Annotated in this window: 13 protein-coding genes; 1 reads left to right on the forward strand and 12 read right to left on the reverse strand. The window is 75.1% G+C overall.

All coding sequences use genetic code 11. From position 1 onward, the window contains the following. Nucleotides 1-49: 49 nt before the first annotated feature. The 3 genes from ACFYO8_RS11495 to ACFYO8_RS11505 all read right to left on the reverse strand — a co-directional run bounded on the left by ACFYO8_RS11495 (nt 50) and on the right by ACFYO8_RS11505 (nt 4,827). Nucleotides 50-1,270 carry an ABC transporter substrate-binding protein gene (locus tag ACFYO8_RS11495; protein ID WP_354864757.1) on the reverse strand — a complete coding sequence of 407 codons (1,221 nt, stop codon included), beginning with the start codon at nt 1,268-1,270 and terminating at the stop codon, nt 50-52. A gap of 121 nt (nt 1,271-1,391) precedes the next feature. Beyond that, nucleotides 1,392-3,800 carry a transposase gene (locus ACFYO8_RS11500; RefSeq protein WP_354864759.1) on the reverse strand — a complete coding sequence of 803 codons (2,409 nt, stop codon included), beginning with the start codon at nt 3,798-3,800 and terminating at the stop codon, nt 1,392-1,394. A gap of 40 nt (nt 3,801-3,840) precedes the next feature. Further along, complete coding sequence (locus ACFYO8_RS11505) at nt 3,841-4,827, reverse strand: DNA primase (RefSeq protein ID WP_387257167.1); 987 nt, start codon at nt 4,825-4,827, stop codon at nt 3,841-3,843. A gap of 114 nt (nt 4,828-4,941) precedes the next feature. Here ACFYO8_RS11505 and ACFYO8_RS11510 point away from each other — a divergent pair, with 114 nt between their 5' ends. Continuing rightward, nucleotides 4,942-5,283 carry a helix-turn-helix transcriptional regulator gene (locus tag ACFYO8_RS11510; RefSeq protein WP_354864763.1) on the forward strand — a complete coding sequence of 114 codons (342 nt, stop codon included), beginning with the start codon at nt 4,942-4,944 and terminating at the stop codon, nt 5,281-5,283. 71 nt (nt 5,284-5,354) lie between these two features. Here the strand turns inward: ACFYO8_RS11510 and ACFYO8_RS11515 are convergent, their stop codons facing one another. From ACFYO8_RS11515 to ACFYO8_RS11555, 9 genes are all read right to left on the reverse strand, one after another. Next, nucleotides 5,355-6,038, reverse strand: a complete 684-nt coding sequence (locus tag ACFYO8_RS11515; protein WP_387257169.1) for a permease prefix domain 1-containing protein — start codon at nt 6,036-6,038, stop codon at nt 5,355-5,357. A 62-nt stretch (nt 6,039-6,100) separates the two neighbouring features. After that, nucleotides 6,101-7,882: a thiol reductant ABC exporter subunit CydC gene (gene cydC / locus ACFYO8_RS11520; protein ID WP_387189039.1), complete on the reverse strand. Its 1,782-nt coding sequence runs from the start codon at nt 7,880-7,882 to the stop codon at nt 6,101-6,103. Nucleotides 7,883-7,973: 91 nt separating this feature from the next. Then, a complete protein-coding gene (gene cydD, locus ACFYO8_RS11525; protein WP_354864767.1) occupies nt 7,974-9,659 on the reverse strand; it encodes a thiol reductant ABC exporter subunit CydD in 1,686 nt (561 codons plus the stop codon). Further along, the gene (locus ACFYO8_RS11530) at nt 9,656-10,663 is read right to left on the reverse strand and encodes a cytochrome d ubiquinol oxidase subunit II (RefSeq protein ID WP_354864769.1); all 1,008 of its coding nucleotides are present in this window, start codon (nt 10,661-10,663) and stop codon (nt 9,656-9,658) included. The genes cydD and ACFYO8_RS11530 overlap by 4 nt, the downstream gene beginning before the upstream one ends. An 11-nt stretch (nt 10,664-10,674) precedes the next feature. Next, nucleotides 10,675-11,922, reverse strand: coding sequence for a cytochrome ubiquinol oxidase subunit I (locus tag ACFYO8_RS11535; protein WP_354864770.1), 1,248 nt, complete (start codon nt 11,920-11,922; stop codon nt 10,675-10,677). A 102-nt stretch (nt 11,923-12,024) separates the two neighbouring features. Beyond that, the gene (locus ACFYO8_RS11540; RefSeq protein WP_354864772.1) at nt 12,025-12,930 is read right to left on the reverse strand and encodes a M56 family metallopeptidase; all 906 of its coding nucleotides are present in this window, start codon (nt 12,928-12,930) and stop codon (nt 12,025-12,027) included. Nucleotides 12,931-12,940: 10 nt separating this feature from the next. Next, on the reverse strand, nt 12,941-13,399 hold the full coding sequence (locus ACFYO8_RS11545; RefSeq protein ID WP_354864774.1) for a BlaI/MecI/CopY family transcriptional regulator: 459 nt from the start codon (nt 13,397-13,399) through the stop codon (nt 12,941-12,943). A gap of 52 nt (nt 13,400-13,451) precedes the next feature. After that, a complete protein-coding gene (locus ACFYO8_RS11550; RefSeq protein ID WP_355047201.1) occupies nt 13,452-14,276 on the reverse strand; it encodes an aldehyde dehydrogenase family protein in 825 nt (274 codons plus the stop codon). Beyond that, a complete protein-coding gene (locus ACFYO8_RS11555; RefSeq protein WP_354864778.1) occupies nt 14,269-15,699 on the reverse strand; it encodes an aldehyde dehydrogenase family protein in 1,431 nt (476 codons plus the stop codon). Before ACFYO8_RS11555 ends, ACFYO8_RS11550 begins: the two co-directional genes overlap by 8 nt. Nucleotides 15,700-15,704 lie beyond the last annotated feature (5 nt).

Genomic DNA, 15,704 nt, shown 5'->3' on the forward strand with positions numbered 1-15,704 from the left:
GATCACCCGGTGACCCTCCAGGCGGGACGGTCACCGGGTGCGTCTCCGGTCAGGCGTACCGGGTCCAGGTGCCCCGGAACACCTGGTACACGGCGAGCGAGTCGGGTTCCATGCCGCCGTGCCGGTCGGCGCGGAACGCGTACCCGCCGGCGATGCCCTCGACGGTCTGCGCCTGAAGGAGGGCCCGCAGCCGGCCCCGGTCCAGGCTCGTCGCCATCCGCGCCGACGTGGCGAGGAGCTGGAGCGCGTCCGAGGCGTACGGGGCGAAGTCCGGGCTGACGCCGTGGCGCTGCGTGTAGCGGTTGACGAAGTCCCGGCGGGCCAGCTGCGCCGTCGTGGTGGCGGTGGCCGCGGAGACGTCCAGGCAGGCCGGGTGCACCGCGTACGCGCCCTCCACGGCCGCGGCGTTGGCGCCCTGCACGGTGTCGTCGGCCACCGCCCCGGCGTCGAAGAAGATCGGTCCGCGGTGGCCCGCGGCGCGTAGCTCCCGTGCCGCGGCACCGGAGTCGGGCGCGGTACCCCAGATCACCACGCCGTCCTGCTGGCCGCCTACGACGCGCTCGGCGGCGGCGCGGAACCGCCGGCCGGTCGCCGTCAGGCGTACCGTGCGGGCCAGGTCGGTGCTGCTGTCGGCGAGCGCCTCCCGCATCGCCCGCACCCCCGAGTCGCCGTGCAGCCCGGCGGCGGCGAGCACCGACACCCGCCGGATCCGCTTCGCCTCGAACAGCTCCACCAGGCGTCCGGCCATGTCCACGGCGTCCGGGGTGAGCTTGTAGGTGAACGTGCGCTCGTCCAGCGGCAGCACGATGCGGTCACCGTAGCCGAGCGACAGGAAGGGCGTCTTGACCCGCTGGGCGGCCGCCGCGAGGGCCATCGAGGTCTCGCCGAGCACACCGCCGATCAGCGCCTGGGCACCGACCCGGGTCAGATCGGCGGCATGGCGCGCGGCGACCTCGGGATTGCTGCCGTTGTCCAGGATCTGCAGCCGGACCGATCGGACCAGGTTCCCGACCGGTACGCCGGCTCGGTTCAGCGAGTCGGCGGTGAGTTGCAGGGCCTGCTGCTGGGCGACGCCGAGCAGCGCCCCCGCGCCGGTCAGCTCCAGACTCGCCCCGATGATCAGGTCCTGGTCGGCCGGCGCGCTGCTGGACGGCCCGTCCTCCGGCCGATGGCCCTGCGGCGCGCACCCGGCGAGCAGCAGGCTCCCGGCCGTGGCGGCGAGGAAACCCCGCCGGGTGAGCACAGTGGAGTCGAACGCCGGTGTCGCCAATGGAATCGCCTTCCCACCCCGGCGAACAGGCGCCGCCGCTGGTCCGCCGGGTATGTTCCCGGCCGGCCCAGCGCAGCGTCAAATCGCCCCGGTGTGGGATGAAACACCCGGCGAGTCCAGGTCAGGTGCGGTAGCCCGCCGAACGGTACTCGTATTCCCGGTCGTCGTCGCGGTCACCGCTGTCGCGGGTGAAGTCCCAGCCGCCGGCCGCCTCACGGCCCGGACGGCCGCCCACGGCGAAGCCGCCGATCTCCTGGCCGCGCCGCCACCCCCGGAAGTAGCCGGTGGTGTTCTCGGCGAGGCTCGCCGCGTTCCGGATGATGCGCAGTGGACGCTCCTCGCGCAGCGGGGAGCCCGGCACCAGGTTGGCCTGCGGCACGCGCTTGGGCAGACCGGCCTTGGTCTCCGCGCCGATGGCCGGGCGGGCCGCCTGTTCGGCCGCCTGCCAACCGGTGTCGGCGGTGGTCGACCACTCCAGGTCGGCCTCGTCGCCGTGCCCGACGAACCAGGCGGACTTGGCCTGCGCGAAGATCAGCAGATCGCCGTCACCCTCGTCGGAGACCGGCGGCGGCCGGTGCTCCTTCGGCGCGGGCCGCCGCTCGGGCGCGGCGGGCAGCGGGACACGGCCCGGGTCGACCTGGTCGACCAGACGCAGCGGGGGCGTCTCCAGGCCGGCGTCGGCCGACCGGCTCATCTCGTCGCGCAGCGCGCGGTCGGCGAGCGGCGGCGGCTCCACCAGCCGCAGCATCGGCGGCTCCTGAGGCAGGTCGTCGGCGAGCCACGGCGGCGTGACGCGGCCGGGGTCGCTCGGTGCGTCAACGCCTCGCCCGTACGAGTAGGTCGTGCCCTCACGCTCCCGCGCTGCGTCGTCCTCGTTGTTCACCAGCGGCCAGTTGGCCCGGGAGCCCGGCGGCGCCGCCTCCGGCGCGGGCGGGCGCGGGGCCGGCACCGGGATGCTCAGGTCGGTGGCGCTGAACCCACCGGTCGGCGGTTCCTGGTGCTGGTTGGTCTTGGGCCGGGGCGGGATGACGGTGCGTTGCCGCTCGGCCCGCGCCTTGTTGATCGCCGCGGTGGTGAGGGTCGGGCGGAACGGCTCGCCGGCCTCGGCCGGCGGGACGGCGCCGCGCGGGGACGGCGCGATCGGCGTGATGCCCGGTGGCGGCGGGGGCGGCGCGGAGACCGGCCGGTTGGTGGGACCGTCCACCCGCGACGGCAGCGGCGCGCCGGTCGGCTCGGGCCGTGCCGGGGGAGCCGACGCCGGCCGGCCCAGTGCGGCAGCCGGAGCGACGGGCGTGACCGGGGCCGGGGCGACGGGCGGCGGCGTCACCGGGGCGGGTGCGACAGGCGGCGGGCCGAGCGGCCGAGGTGTCGTCGTGGCGGCCGGACCGGACACCGGCTCCGGACGGCTGCGCCGCCCACCGGGGACCGGCTCGGGCCGGCCGCGGCGGCCGGCCGGCTCGGGTGCCCCGGCCGGCTCGGGACGACCGTGGTGGGGCTCGGCGACCGGGCCCGGCTGGATGGCGGGCACCGGACGAAGGTCGGCCACCGACGTCGAGGCCAGCTCGTCGACCTGCTCTCCCCGCCGGGCGGCGGCCCGGCGGCCGGTCGCGGGAGTGGGAGCGGTGCGTTCGGCGAGCGCGCCGACGAGCGCGTCGCAGCCGGCGTCACAGGTCCGGACGGAGGCGACGGCCTGCCGTACGGTCTCGGCGACGGCCGCGGTGAGCGTCCGGTTGACGGTGGCCCGCCGGGGCGTCTCGGAGATGGCGACGCGCAGCGCGGTCACCGCGTCGGAGACGGCATCGACGTCGGCCACCCCTTCGCCGGCCAACTGGGCGACCACCGCGTCGGCGGTCAGCCCGCCGTCGCGGCCGCCACGGGCCGCGGGGCCGGTGAGCATGCCCGGCTCGGGCAGCGCGTCGAGCACCGCCAGGGCGACCCGGTCGGCGGGGTCCGGATAGGCCCGCAGCGCGGCCGGGTAGAGCTCGCGGAGCACCTCCCGCAGCGTCACCGCAGCGGAGTGCCGGCCACTCGCCAGCGCCGCGTGCGCGGCCAGGACCTGCGTGTATCCGGCGAGTTCGCGCGGTGCCGGGAGGGTCACCGCGGAGAGCGCGCCGGCCTGGAGCGCGCGGGCCAGCCCGACCGCCCGGCGCTCGGCGGGCGGGGACTGCATCTCCTCCAGGGAGTCGTCGTCGGCGAAACGCTCGGCGAAGTCGTCGACCGAGTCGTCGTCGGCGATCGCCAGCGGCCGGCCGGCGGCGCTCAGCAGCGAGGTGACGATGTGGTCGTCGCTGTCGGCGGCGATGGCCGCCCCGCTGGGACCGCCGGACCGCTCCACCAGCAGCGCGACCAGCCGGGCGTAACCGGCGGGATCGTCACCGATCTCGCAGACGTGCAGCAGACGGCCTGCGTCGTCGACCACAGCGGACGTCAGCGTCGTTCCGGCCGAAGCCGTTCGGTCGGCCGGATCTGCCGAGGCCAGACCGCAGTACACGCGCACGAGCGCCACGGCGTCGTCCTCCTCCCGGGACACAGGTCTTGCACTGCCAGAGACTGATGCTCCCCGCTCCGGGTCAGTCGCGCCAGTCCACAACCGCAGAGATCTTCCCGACAATGGTGCGCCAACCCAGACTTGCGGTTTGTGCCCCGATTTTCTTCAGCCGCCGACGACCCAGGAAACCACCGACGCCACCGTTGACGGAAGCGCGCAGCGCCTCGTCCAGGTCGTCCAGGCTGGAGCCGGCGGAGAGCATGTCCAGCACCGCCGGTAGCCGGAGGGCGTACGCCAGGTCGCGGGCGATCTCACCGGCTTCGATCAGCAGCTCGTGGTCCCACGCGTCGTGGCCGCCGCGCAGGTTCTCCACCACCAGGTCGAGCTCGTAGGTGTCCTCGTCCAGCGGGGCGATGTCGGCCGGCTCCAGCCGTTCGGACAGTTCATTCCAGCTGTCCAGCTGGGACATGTCGTTCGGCGCACCGGAACGGATGAAAGTGACCAATGACTCGGGGGTCTTGAACAGCAGGAGCCGGCCCTTGTGGGTGAGGAAGACCGGCACCTCCTCGTCGCCCGCCTCGTCCTCGTCCTCGTCGCCCTCGTCCTCGTCGTCGGACTCGGCGGCGTCCTCGTCGTCCGAGGCGTCGGCCTTGGCCTTGGCCTTGCGGCGCGACTTGGCGTCCTTCTCCTCGTCCTCGTCGTCCTCCTCGGCGGAGAGGGCGGCGAACTCCTCGTCGAGGATCACCACCTCCTCGTCGTCCTCGGTCTCGACGACCTGGCGGCGGGCCAGGAACGGGTCGTCCTGGTCGCGCTCGGCGACGTCGGTCGGGTCCAGCTCGCGCGCCTGCCGGTACGCCCGCAGCGTGAAGCCGGTGCCGGCGGGCAGGGCGATCTCCACCGGGTCGATCCGCACCTCGTCCCAGAGCGCGCGGTCAGCCGGCGGGCGGTCCTCCTCGACCTCGTCGGCCGCGACGGCGGCGTCGGTGTCGTCGAGCTCGGGCTCGTCGGCGTCGGGCCGTTGGGGCGACTGGCGGGCCACGCTGACCTCCGTGTGCGTTCGGTTGCCCACCCGGCGGCGTCGCGCCGCCGAGTGACTCTGGGCACATACCCTAGTGGGCGACCGTTCTGACCGGGAGGTGCACCCCATGGCGTGGCGGCGAGCCGACAAGTAGCGTTGCTACACATGAAGGCGCAGGCGCTGCACGGACACCTGGACGCGCTGCTGCTCGCGGTGCTGGAACGGGGCGCGCTGCACGGCTACGCGATCATCGAGGCGTTGCGCGCCCGCAGCGGCGGCGCGCTGGATCTGCCCACCGGCACCATCTATCCGGCGCTGCGCCGGCTGGAGCGCGCCGGGCTGGTGGCGAGCACGTGGAGCACTGTGAACGGCCGGGAGCGCCGCACCTACGAGCTGACCGAGGCCGGTGGCCGGGCGCTGGCCGGGGAGCGGGCCGGCTGGCGGGAGTTCAGCGCCACGGTCGGGCGGTTCCTCGGCGCGGACGAGCCGCCCACGGCCCCGGCCTGACCGCGGCCGGCGGGCGGGCACCCGGCGGCCGAGCCGGAGACGGGCGGCGGCCCGCCCGCGCAGGCCGCCGGCTAGCCGGCCAGCCGGCGCTCGGCGAGCACCCAGCAGCGGGCCGCCCGGGCCAGGGCGAACCAGGCCGCCGAGATCACCACCATCCCGATGATCATTGGTGGCCAGGTGAGCGCGGCGTCCCACAGCCCGACCGACCAGGCGAACAGCGCGCCCCCGGCGGCCGCGCCGAGCAGCAGACTGCCGGTCAGACCGAAACCGATCAGCCGGGCCGGGCGGACGAGCCGTGCTGTTCTCCACCGGGCGACGAGCGGACCGGCCAGCAGCGCGGCGAGCGCCAGCGCGGCGACCACGCCCCAGATGGCGTTCAGCGCGGCGGAGAGCAGCAGATAGGCGGCAGGCGGCGGGGGACCGTCGCTCCAGCTCGACCCCTGCCAGGTCAGGTCACCGGTGGCGAGGAGCACCACCGCCACCACGAGCGTGCGCAGCGCCAGCCCGCGCAGCGCACCGGCGGCCAGCTCGGCCTGGAAACCCGGCACGAGCTGGGCGTCGCTGCCGAACTCGGCGACCGCCCGCCGCTGCGCCTCCGTCGGCGGCAGGCCCCCGTCCCGGTACGCCTCGACGGCGTCCTCGAGCGCGTGCCGCGCCTCGGTCAGCAGGTCGGCCTTGAGCCGGTCCGGCCCGTGCAACCGCGTGGACAACTCGTGCAGCCGGCGGTCGACCACTGCCTCCTCGTGCACCCGCATGCGGGTAAGCCTGCCATCGACGGCCGACAGCCGCGTCAGGGAAAACCCCGATCGGGCGGGTGTCAGGGCGTGACGGCCAGGTAACCGCGCTCGGCCGTCTCCTGGCGCAGCCACTGCTCCCGGTACCAGCCGGGGCGGGCCACCAGCTCGTCGTGCCGGCCGCGCTGCACCACCCGGCCGCCTTCGAGCACCACGATCTCGTCCAGCCCGGCCAGGCCGCTGAGCCGGTGGCTGATCAGCAGCACCGAGTGCCCGGCCGGGGTGGCGGCGAGCGCGGAGTCCAGCACGGCGTCGGCCGCCGCCGGGTCGAGCCCTTCGGTCGGTTCGTCGAGCACCAGCACCGGCGGGGCGGCCAGCAACGCCCGGGCCAGCGCGAGCCGCTGCCGCTGCCCGCCGGAGAGCTGTCCGCCCTGCTCACCGACCACCGTTTCCCAGCCCTCGGGCTGTTCGCGTACCCAGTCGAGCAGGCCGGCCGCCCGGGTCGCGGCCTCCAGGTCCGCCTCGGTGGCGCCCGGACGGCCGAGGAGCAGGTTCTCCCGGACGGTGGCGTGGAAGACGTACGCCTCGGCGAGCAGGCCGCCGACGATCCCTGGCAGGTGCTCGGCCGGGATCTCGGACACCGGCACGCCCCCGGCCGTGACCCGGCCGGTGTCCGGGCGTACCGCGCCGGTGAGCACCGCGGCGAGCGTGCTCTTGCCGGCGCCGCTCGGCCCGACCACCGCCACCCGCCGGCCGGCCGGCAGGTCGAGGTCGAATCCGGCCAGCGCGGGGGCGGCCCCGGCCCGGTAGCGGACCGTCACGTCGGCGAACCGCACGTCGTGGCCGTCGGTCCCGGGCTCCGGCGTCGTCTGCGGCGTCGCCTCGGCGGGCTCGGTGAGCAGGTCGGCGACTCGCGCCAGCCCGGCCCGCAGTTGGGTGCGCTGGCGGGCCGCCGCGACGAGCGCGAGTGCCACCTCCACGGCGGCGAGCGAGCCGACCGCGAGGACGCCGACCAGCACGCCGCCGACCCCGGCCCGCAGCGCCACGACCACCACCGCGGCGGAGGTGAGGCCGCCGACGAGGACGCCGAGCGCGTCCACCGCGAAGCCGGTCGCGGCGAGCCGGCGTTCCAGCTTCGCCAGCCGGGCGCCCCGGTTCCCGGCGGCGGCGAGCGCGGCGCCGGTCGCACCGAACGCGGCCAGGTCGGCGGCCCCGTGGGTGAGGTCGACCGCGTCCACGGCGAGCGCGCCCCGCAGCGGGGCCACCTCGTCGGCGGCGCGGCGGGTGATCCGGGTGGCGAGCGCGGGCAGCGCCACGCCTGCCACCAGCAGACCGATTGCGAGCACACCGGCGGCCGGCGGTGAGATCAGCGCGGCGACGCCCACGGCGAGCACGCTCACCAGTGCCGCCGCCGCTCCCGGCACGAGGACGCGCAGGAGCAGGTCCTGGGCCGCCTCCACGTCGGAGACCAGCCGGCTCAGCGCGTCCCCGGTACGCCGGCCGGTGTCGCGCCGGGTGGCGAGCGTGGCGAAGACGCGGGCCCGTACGTCGGTGATCATGCGGAGCACGGCGTCGTGCCCGGCGAGCCGTTCGGTGTACCGGAACGCGCCCCGGCTCACGGCCAGTGCCCGGACCGCGACGATGGCCACCGTCAGCCGGTCCAGCGGCGGCCGGCCGGCGGCGCTCATCAGCAGCCAGGTGGCGGTGGTCATCAGCGCCAGGCCGGCGAACTCGGTCGCGGCGGCGAGCAGCCCGGCGCCGAGCAGCCGGCTCAGGTACGGCCGGGCCAGGCGCAGCACCGCCCGCTCGGCACCCGGCCGGGCGGGCGCGGGCGGCTCCGGCGAGCCGGAGGGCGTCACCGGCACACCGGTCGGCCCGGCGGGCTCGCGGCCCACCGGCGTCACGCCGTCGGCGGCGGTCACCGGGTCACCGCCGGGCGGGCGGGGGAGACGTGGATCATCGGGGCGCCGCCGGGCCGGTGGTGGTCGGGTGCAGTTCGGTGACGCGGCCGTCCTCGACGCGCAGGATCCGGTCGGCGTCGGCGAGCAGCGCGGGCCGGTGCGCGACGAGCAGCGCGGTACGTCCGGCGACCAGCCGCCGGGTCGCGTCCAGCACGATCGCCTCGCTGGCGCTGTCCAGCCGCGCGGTCGGCTCGTCGAGCAGCACGACCGGCGCGTCCCGGAGGAACGCGCGGGCGAGCGCGACCCGCTGCCGTTGGCCGCTGGACAGGCCGTGGCCGCGCTCGCCGAGGCGGGTGTCCAGCCCGTCGGGCAGCGCGTCGACCACCTCGTCCAGCGCGGCGCCGGTGACCGCGGCGGCGAGCGCGGCATCCGGGGTGTCCGGTGCGCCGAGGCGGATGTTGTCGGCGAGCGACCCGGCGAACAGGTGCGCCCGCTGCGGCACCCAGGCCAGCTCGCGTCGCCAGGCGTCGAGATCGACCCCGGCCAGGTCCACCCCGTCGACGGTGACCCGGCCCGAGGTCGGTGCGACGAAGCCGAGCAGCAGATTGAGCAGCGTGCTCTTGCCCGCGCCGCTGGGCCCGATGATCGCCACCCGGTCGCCGGGCCGGATGGCCAGCGTGACGTCGCGCAGCGCTGTGGTCCGGTCGTACGCGACTGTGACGCCCTCGAAGCGGATCTCGCCCCGGCCGTCCGGCGCGGGCCGGCGGGGCGCCTCGGCGTCGGTGGCGGGCGCGTCGGTGGCGGAGAGCGTGAGCGCCTCGTCCAGCGCGGTGAGCCCTTCCAAGCTGGCGTGGAAGCGGCTGCCCGCGGCCCGCAGCGGCAGGTACGCCTCCGGCGTGAGCAGCAGCACCAGCAGCGCGGTGGAGAGCGTGAGGCCGCCGCCGAGCAGCCGGATGCCGACCGGCACGGCGACCAGCGCGACGGAGAGCGTGGCGACCAGTTCCAGCACCAGCGCGGACAGGAACGCGATCCGGAGCGTCTTCATGGTGGCCTGACGGTGGCCGTCGGCCATCCGGCGTACCACGTCGACCTGGCTCCGGGACCGGCCGAACGCACGCAGCGTGGGCAGCCCGGCCACCATGTCGAGGAAGTGCCCGCCGAGCAGCGACAGCCGCCGCCACTGCCGCTCGGTGGCGGCCTGCGTCTGCCAGCCCACGAGCGCGCCGAAGATCGGGATGAGCGGGATGGTGAGCGCGATGATCACCGCCGAACTCCAGTCGGCGAACACGATCCGGGCCAGCACCGCCACCGGCACCGTGACGCTCAGCACGAACTGCGGCAGGTAGCCGGTGAAGTAGGGGTCGAGCGCGTCCAGCCCGCGCCCGGCCAGCGTGGCGAGCTGCCCGGCCCGCTGCCCGGCGACCCAGGTGGGGCCGTGCCGGCCGACCGCGTCGAGCAGATCGGCGCGCAGCGCCGCCTTGACCGTGGCGGCGGCCCGCGCCGCCACCGTGCCCTGCGCCCAGCTCACCAGCGCCCGCCCGGCGACCGCGGCCACGAACCCGGCCAGCGCCGGCCGGTGCAGCCGCCCGTCGAACGCCGTCGCGAGCAGCGTCGCCAGCGCGGTGGCCTGAGCGATCACCAGCAGTGCGGTGAGCCCGCCCAGCACCGCGAGCACGGCGAGGTCGCGCCGGGCCGCGGGGACCCGACGCAGCAGACGCGGGTCGAACGGGCGGCGGTTCACCAGTACACCGGTGCCCTGCCGTCGATCCGTCCCCGGAAAACCCACCAGCACATCGCCTGAAAGCCTAGTAGGGCCGGCAGGAGCGGTAACGCGAGCCATCCCAACAGCGCCAACGTCGGGCGGCTGGCCGCCGCCTCGGCCACCGTCAGCGACGCCGCCGGGTCGGTCGTGGAGACCAGGATCCGGGGCCAGAGCGCAGCCCCGACCAGCGGCGCGGGAAGCGCCAGCGCCGTCGCGGTCGCCGCGAAGGCCACCCCGGCACGACCCCGCCGCAGCGCCGCGCGCGCCATCAGCAGCGCGGCCGCCAGCGCCAACGGCAGGAGTACGGCGACCGCCGGGCGCGCCACCGCGGCGCGTACCCGGTCGGAGAGCACGCCCAGGACGGTGGCCGCTGCGACAGCGGTGAGCGCGGCGGGCACCAGGCCGCCTGCGAGCCGGGCGAGCGCCGGGGCGTCGGCGGCCGGCAGCCGGAGCGTGAGGAATGTCGCACCGTGCACCGCGACCAGCCCGAGCAGGGCCAGCCCGGCGGCGGCGACGAACGGGGTGGCGAGATGGCCGACACCGACCACGTGGCCGTCCGCGCTCACCGGTACGCCCTGGAGCAGCCCGGCGAGCAGCGCGCCCCAGCCCAGCGCGGCGAGTACGCAGCCGGCCACCACCACCCGGTCCCAGCCGGCGCGAGCGGTGGCGGAAACCGGGCGGCTGCGCAGCTGCACCCCGGCGGTCACCAGCACCACACCGGCCAGCGCGGCGAGCACGGCCGGGTAGAAGCCGGAGAGCATTTCGCCCTCCAGCCGGGGGAACGCGCCGAACAGGATGCCGACGGCGGCCACCAGCCAGACCTCGTTGCCGAGGAAGAACGGCCCGAGCGCGGCGAGCGTGGCCCGGCTCCCCGGCGCCGGGCCGCGCCGGGCCAGCAGCAGGCCGACGCCGTAGTCGTAGCCGCCGAGCACGAGGTAGGTGGCGAAGAAGAGGCCGAGCAGGGCGTACCAGGTGAGTTCCACGACGGGCTCCCTCAGACGAGGACGGGCTGATGGTGGGCGTCGGTGTCGGGCGCGGGCGGGCGGCCGAGCGCGGGGTCGTGCGCCCCGCGTGCCGCGTGCCGGGCGAGCAGCACCCAGTTGGTCACCGCGAGCGCGCCGAGCAGCAGGCTGAACCCGATCAGCGAGGTGAGCATCAGCCCGGGGGACACCGGCGAGACGGCCTGTGCGGTGGGCAGCAGCCCGTACGCGGCCCAGGGCTGGCGGCCCACCTCGCGGGCGATCCAGCCGAGCAGCATCGCCACGAAGGGCAGCGGCAGGCCGAGCAGGATCAGCCAGAGCGGGACCCTCAGCCGGATGATCCAGTCCCGCCAGAGCAGCGGCAGCAGGAGCCAGAGGGCGCCGAGCGTGAAGCCGATCAGGATCATGAAACCGAGACCCACGTTCGACAACACCGGCGGTTCCCAGTCGCCGGGGCCGAACCGCGCCGTCCAGTCGGCGACGAGCGCGTCCCGGTCCGGCCCGCCGCCGAACTTGGTCGGCTGGAGCTGCCCGACCGGGCCGAACTGGGCGAAGCCGAAGCCCTGTAGCGCCGACACCGCGAGCGCCGCGGTGACCAGGCCGAGCCGCAGCGAGGTGCGGAAGAGGGCGTAGTCGCTGGTCCGCCGCAGCAGGTGCCAGGCGCTCACCGCGGCCATCAGCAGGCCGCCGGTGACCAGGCTCGCCGAGACGACGTGGCCGAACGCCATGCCGAACGTGGGGTTGGTGAGCAGCGCCCCGAAGTCGGTGAGGTGGGCGACGCCGTCGCGGACCTCGTACCCGACCGGGTTCTGCAGCCAGGCGTTCGCCACCATGATCCAGAAGGCCGAGGCGTACGCGGTCAGCGCCACACCCCAGAGCAGCGCCAGGTGCACGCCGCGCCGCAGCCGGTGCCACCCGAAGATCCACATCCCGAGGAACGTGGACTCCAGGAAGAACGCCACGAGCGTCTCGATGGCCAGCGGGGCGCCGAACACGTTGCCGACGTAGCGCGACAGCCCGCTCCAGTTCAGCCCGAACTGGAACTCCATCACGATCCCGGTGGCGATGCCCAGCACGTAGTTGATCACGTAGAGCTGCCCCCAGAACCGGGTCAGCCGCTCGTACACCGGCTTGCCGGTCAGGTAGCCGGCCGTCTGCAACCCGACCAGGAGCGTGACCAGGCCGAGCGTGACCGCCACGAAGAGGAAGTGGATCGACGTGGTGGCGGCGAACTGGAGGCGGGCGAGGAGCAGCGGGTCCACTGTCGTCCTCCGATGGGTTGGCTCTCTTGTCGTAGTCAACCTACACGTAGACTCGCTACCTATAGGGGCGCGCGAACCCGGAGAAGTCCCGTAGGGGTGAGGTCAGCTCAGGAACAGGGCGAACGGCAGGGAGACGAGCGTGCCCGCGACGGCCAGCGCCATCGCGCCGAGCACCCGCGGCGGGCGGTCCGCGTCGAGCAGCCGTTGCACGCGTACGTCCAGGTCGCGGTCGCCGAGTCCGAGCGTGCCGGCCGGGTGCACCCGGTGCTCGGCGGCGGCGAACCGGCGCAGCGCACCGGCGAGCGGCGCGTCCGCGTGCAGCTCCCGGGCCTTGTCGTCGGCGCGCATCTCGACCAGCAGCGCCACCCGGGCGTGCGCGTCCCGCACCCACTGGAACCAGGGCAGCGCCCGGCACAGCGCGGTGAACGGCAGCAGCACCAGGTCGTGCCGCTCCTGGGCGTGTGCCCGCTCGTGGGTGAGCACCGCCGCCAGCTCGGCCGGATCGAGCAGGTCGAGCGTTCCCGCGCTCACCACCACCCGGGGCCGCACCCCGGGCAGGCAGTACGCCGCCGCGCTCGGGTGGTCGAGCACCAGCGCCCCCGGCACCGTCGGGTCGTGCCGGGCCACCAGGTGCAGCAGCTCGCGGTGCCGGCGCTGGGCGCGGACCGCGCCGTGCAGGCTGCGTACCGTCGTGGTGAGCAGCACCACGCCGATGCCGAGACCGACGCCCACCAGGCTGAGGTGCACCGCGCCCACCCCGGCCGGCAGCGTGCCGTGGGCCAGGTCGTCGGCCAGCGCCAGCAGCGCCCACCCGGTCGCCCGGTCGTACGCGTCGAGCCCCAGCGCCATCGGCAGTCCCATGGCCGACAGGCCGAGGGCCAGCCCGACCGCCTGCCAGCAGATGATCGCCACCCGGGGCGCCCGCCAGGTCCAGCGCGCGACGGCGAGGACCTGTGCGGTCAGCCAGCAGGCCAGGATGATCGCGGCGAAGTGCAGGGCGTACGCCACGGCAGCCGCCCTACCGGTCCGTCGCCTCGTCGAGCGCCGGCCGGCCGGGCCGGGGATCCTCCACCCGGCCGACCGGCCCGTCCTCGACGGTCGCGGGGCCGGTCGCTCCGGCCTCGGCGCTGAGCGCGGCGCGGAGCACGTCCGCCTCCGTGCCGGTCACCGAGCGGGCGAAGCGCACCAGCGCGGCGTCCCGGCTGCCGCCGAGGTCGAGGGCTTCGAGCATGAGCTGGGCGATGTGCGCCTCACGGGTGGCGGCGGGGCGGTAGCGCCAGGCGCGACCCTCCCGCTCACGCTGCACCATGCCCTTGCCGGCGAGCCGGTCGAGCACTGTCATCACGGTCGTGTAGGCCAGTTCGCGCCCGTCGAGGGCGTCGGCGACCTCGCGCACCGTCACGCCACCGGAGGCGGCGGGTGCCGCGTCCCACAGCACGTCCATCACCGCACGCTCAAGGTCCCCCAGCCGAGTCACCCGACAATCCTACCCCCGGTAGTAGATCCCTTCCGACCGCCGGTTGCCGGGGTCAGGCGCCCTTGGGGTGCCAGACCGTCTTGGTCTCCAGCAGCGTGGTCATCCGGGTGATGCCGGGGTCGGTGTGCCAGTCGTGGTCGGCCGGAGCCGGCCGCAGCACCCGCTTGAGGTTCTCCGCGGCCTTGATCTCCAGGTCCGCCGCCATCTCGGCGTCGGCGACGCCGGTCAGGTCGATCGCGTTGACGTCCATGTGCGCGGCGAGCGTCGGCACCGTCTCGGTCAGCCGGCCGGTGAGGATGTTCACCACGCCGCCGGGCAGGTCGGAGGTGGCGAGCACCTCGGCCAGCGTCACCGCCGCCAGCGGCGCCGCCGGGGAGGCGGCCACCACCACCGTGTTGCCGGTGACGATCGCCGGGGCGATCACGCTCACCAGGCCGAGCAGCGCCGGCTCCTCGGGGGCCACCACGGCCACCACGCCCGTCGGCTCCGGCGCGGACAGGTTGAAGTACGGGCCGGCCACCGGGTTCGCGCCGCCGTACACCTGGGGCAGCTTGTCGGACCAGCCGGCGTACCAGACCCAGCGGTCGATCGCCGCGTCCACCTCGCCGGCCGGTACGCCCAGCGCGACGAACTGCTCGCGCCGGCCCTCCAGCATCTCGGCCACCCGGTAGAGGATCTGACCCCTGTTGTACGCGGTCGCGCCGGCCCAGCCCTTCACCGCGGCGCGGGCGGCCACTACCGCGTCCCGCGCGTCCTTCCGGGAGGCAAGAGACACGTTCGCGGATTGCACGAGATACGACCGTCCCGACTCGCTGCGCGGGAACTTCCCGCCGATGAAGAGCTTGTACGTCTTGCGTACCGCGACCCGCTCAGACATTGAGGTACCCCTCCAGCCCGTGCCGGCCGCCCTCGCGACCGTAGCCCGACTCCTTGTAGCCGCCGAACGGCGACGTCGGGTCGAACTTGTTGAACGTGTTGGCCCACACCACGCCCGCGCGCAGCCGGTCGGCCACCCACAGGATCCGGGAGCCCTTGTCGGTCCAGATCCCGGCCGACAGCCCGTACGGCGTGTTGTTGGCCTTCTCGACGGCCTCCGCCGGGGTGCGGAACGTGAGCACGGACAGCACCGGGCCGAAGATCTCCTCGCGGGCGATCCGGTGCGCCTGGGTGACCCCGGTGAAGATGGTCGGCGCGAACCAGAAGCCGCGCTCGGGCAGTTCGCACGGCGGCGACCAGCGCTCCGCGCCCTCGGCGGATCCGGCGTCGGACAGCTCCCGGATCCGGGCGAGCTGCGCGGCCGAGTTGATCGCGCCGACGTCGGTGTTCTTGTCCAGCGGGTCGCCGACCCGCAGCTGGGCCATCCGGCGCTTCAGCGACTCCAGCACCCGGTCGGCCACCGACTCCTGGACCAGCAGCCGGGAACCGGCGCAGCAGACGTGGCCCTGGTTGAAGAAGATGCCGTTGACGATGCCCTCGACCGCCTGGTCGATCGGGGCGTCGTCGAAGACGATGTTGGCGGCCTTGCCGCCCAGCTCCAGCGTGAGCTTCTTGCGGGTGCCCGCGACCGCGCGGGCGATGGCCCGGCCGACCTCGGTGGAGCCGGTGAACGCGACCTTGTCCACGCCCAGGTGCTCGACCAGCGCCCGGCCGGTGTCGCCCGCGCCGGTGACGATGTTCACCACACCTGCCGGCAGGTCGGCCTGCTGGCAGATCTCGGCGAACAGCAGCGCGGTCAGCGGGGTGGTCTCGGCCGGCTTGAGCACCACCGTGTTGCCGGCGGCGAGCGCCGGGGCGATCTTCCACGCCAGCATCAGCAGCGGGAAGTTCCACGGGATGACCTGCGCGGCCACGCCGAGAGGCCGCGGGTTCGCACCGAACCCGGCGTGCTCCAGCTTGTCCGCCCAGCCCGCGTAGTAGAAGAAGTGCGCGGCGACCAGCGGCAGGTCGACGTCGCGTGACTCCTTGATCGGCTTGCCGTTGTCGAGCGACTCCAGCACGGCCAGCTCGCGCGAGCGCTCCTGGATGATCCGGGCGATCCGGAACAGGTACTTGGCCCGGTCCCGGCCCGGCATCGGACCCCAGACCTTCTCGTACGCGGTCCGGGCGGCGCGCACCGCGCGGTCCACGTCCTCCTCGCCCGCCTCGGCGATCTCGGCCAGTACCTCCTCGGAGGCCGGGTTCACCGACTTGAAGCTGCCGCCGGAGGCCGGGTCGACGAACGCGCCGTCGACGAAGAGCCCGTACGAGGGCTTGATGTCCACCACCGAGCGGGACTCGGGGGCGGGAGCGTATTCGAACATCGCGT

It is taken from the genome of Micromonospora sp. NPDC005257 (genome assembly GCF_042872445.1).
In the GTDB taxonomy this organism is placed as follows: Bacteria; Actinomycetota; Actinomycetes; order Mycobacteriales; family Micromonosporaceae; genus Micromonospora.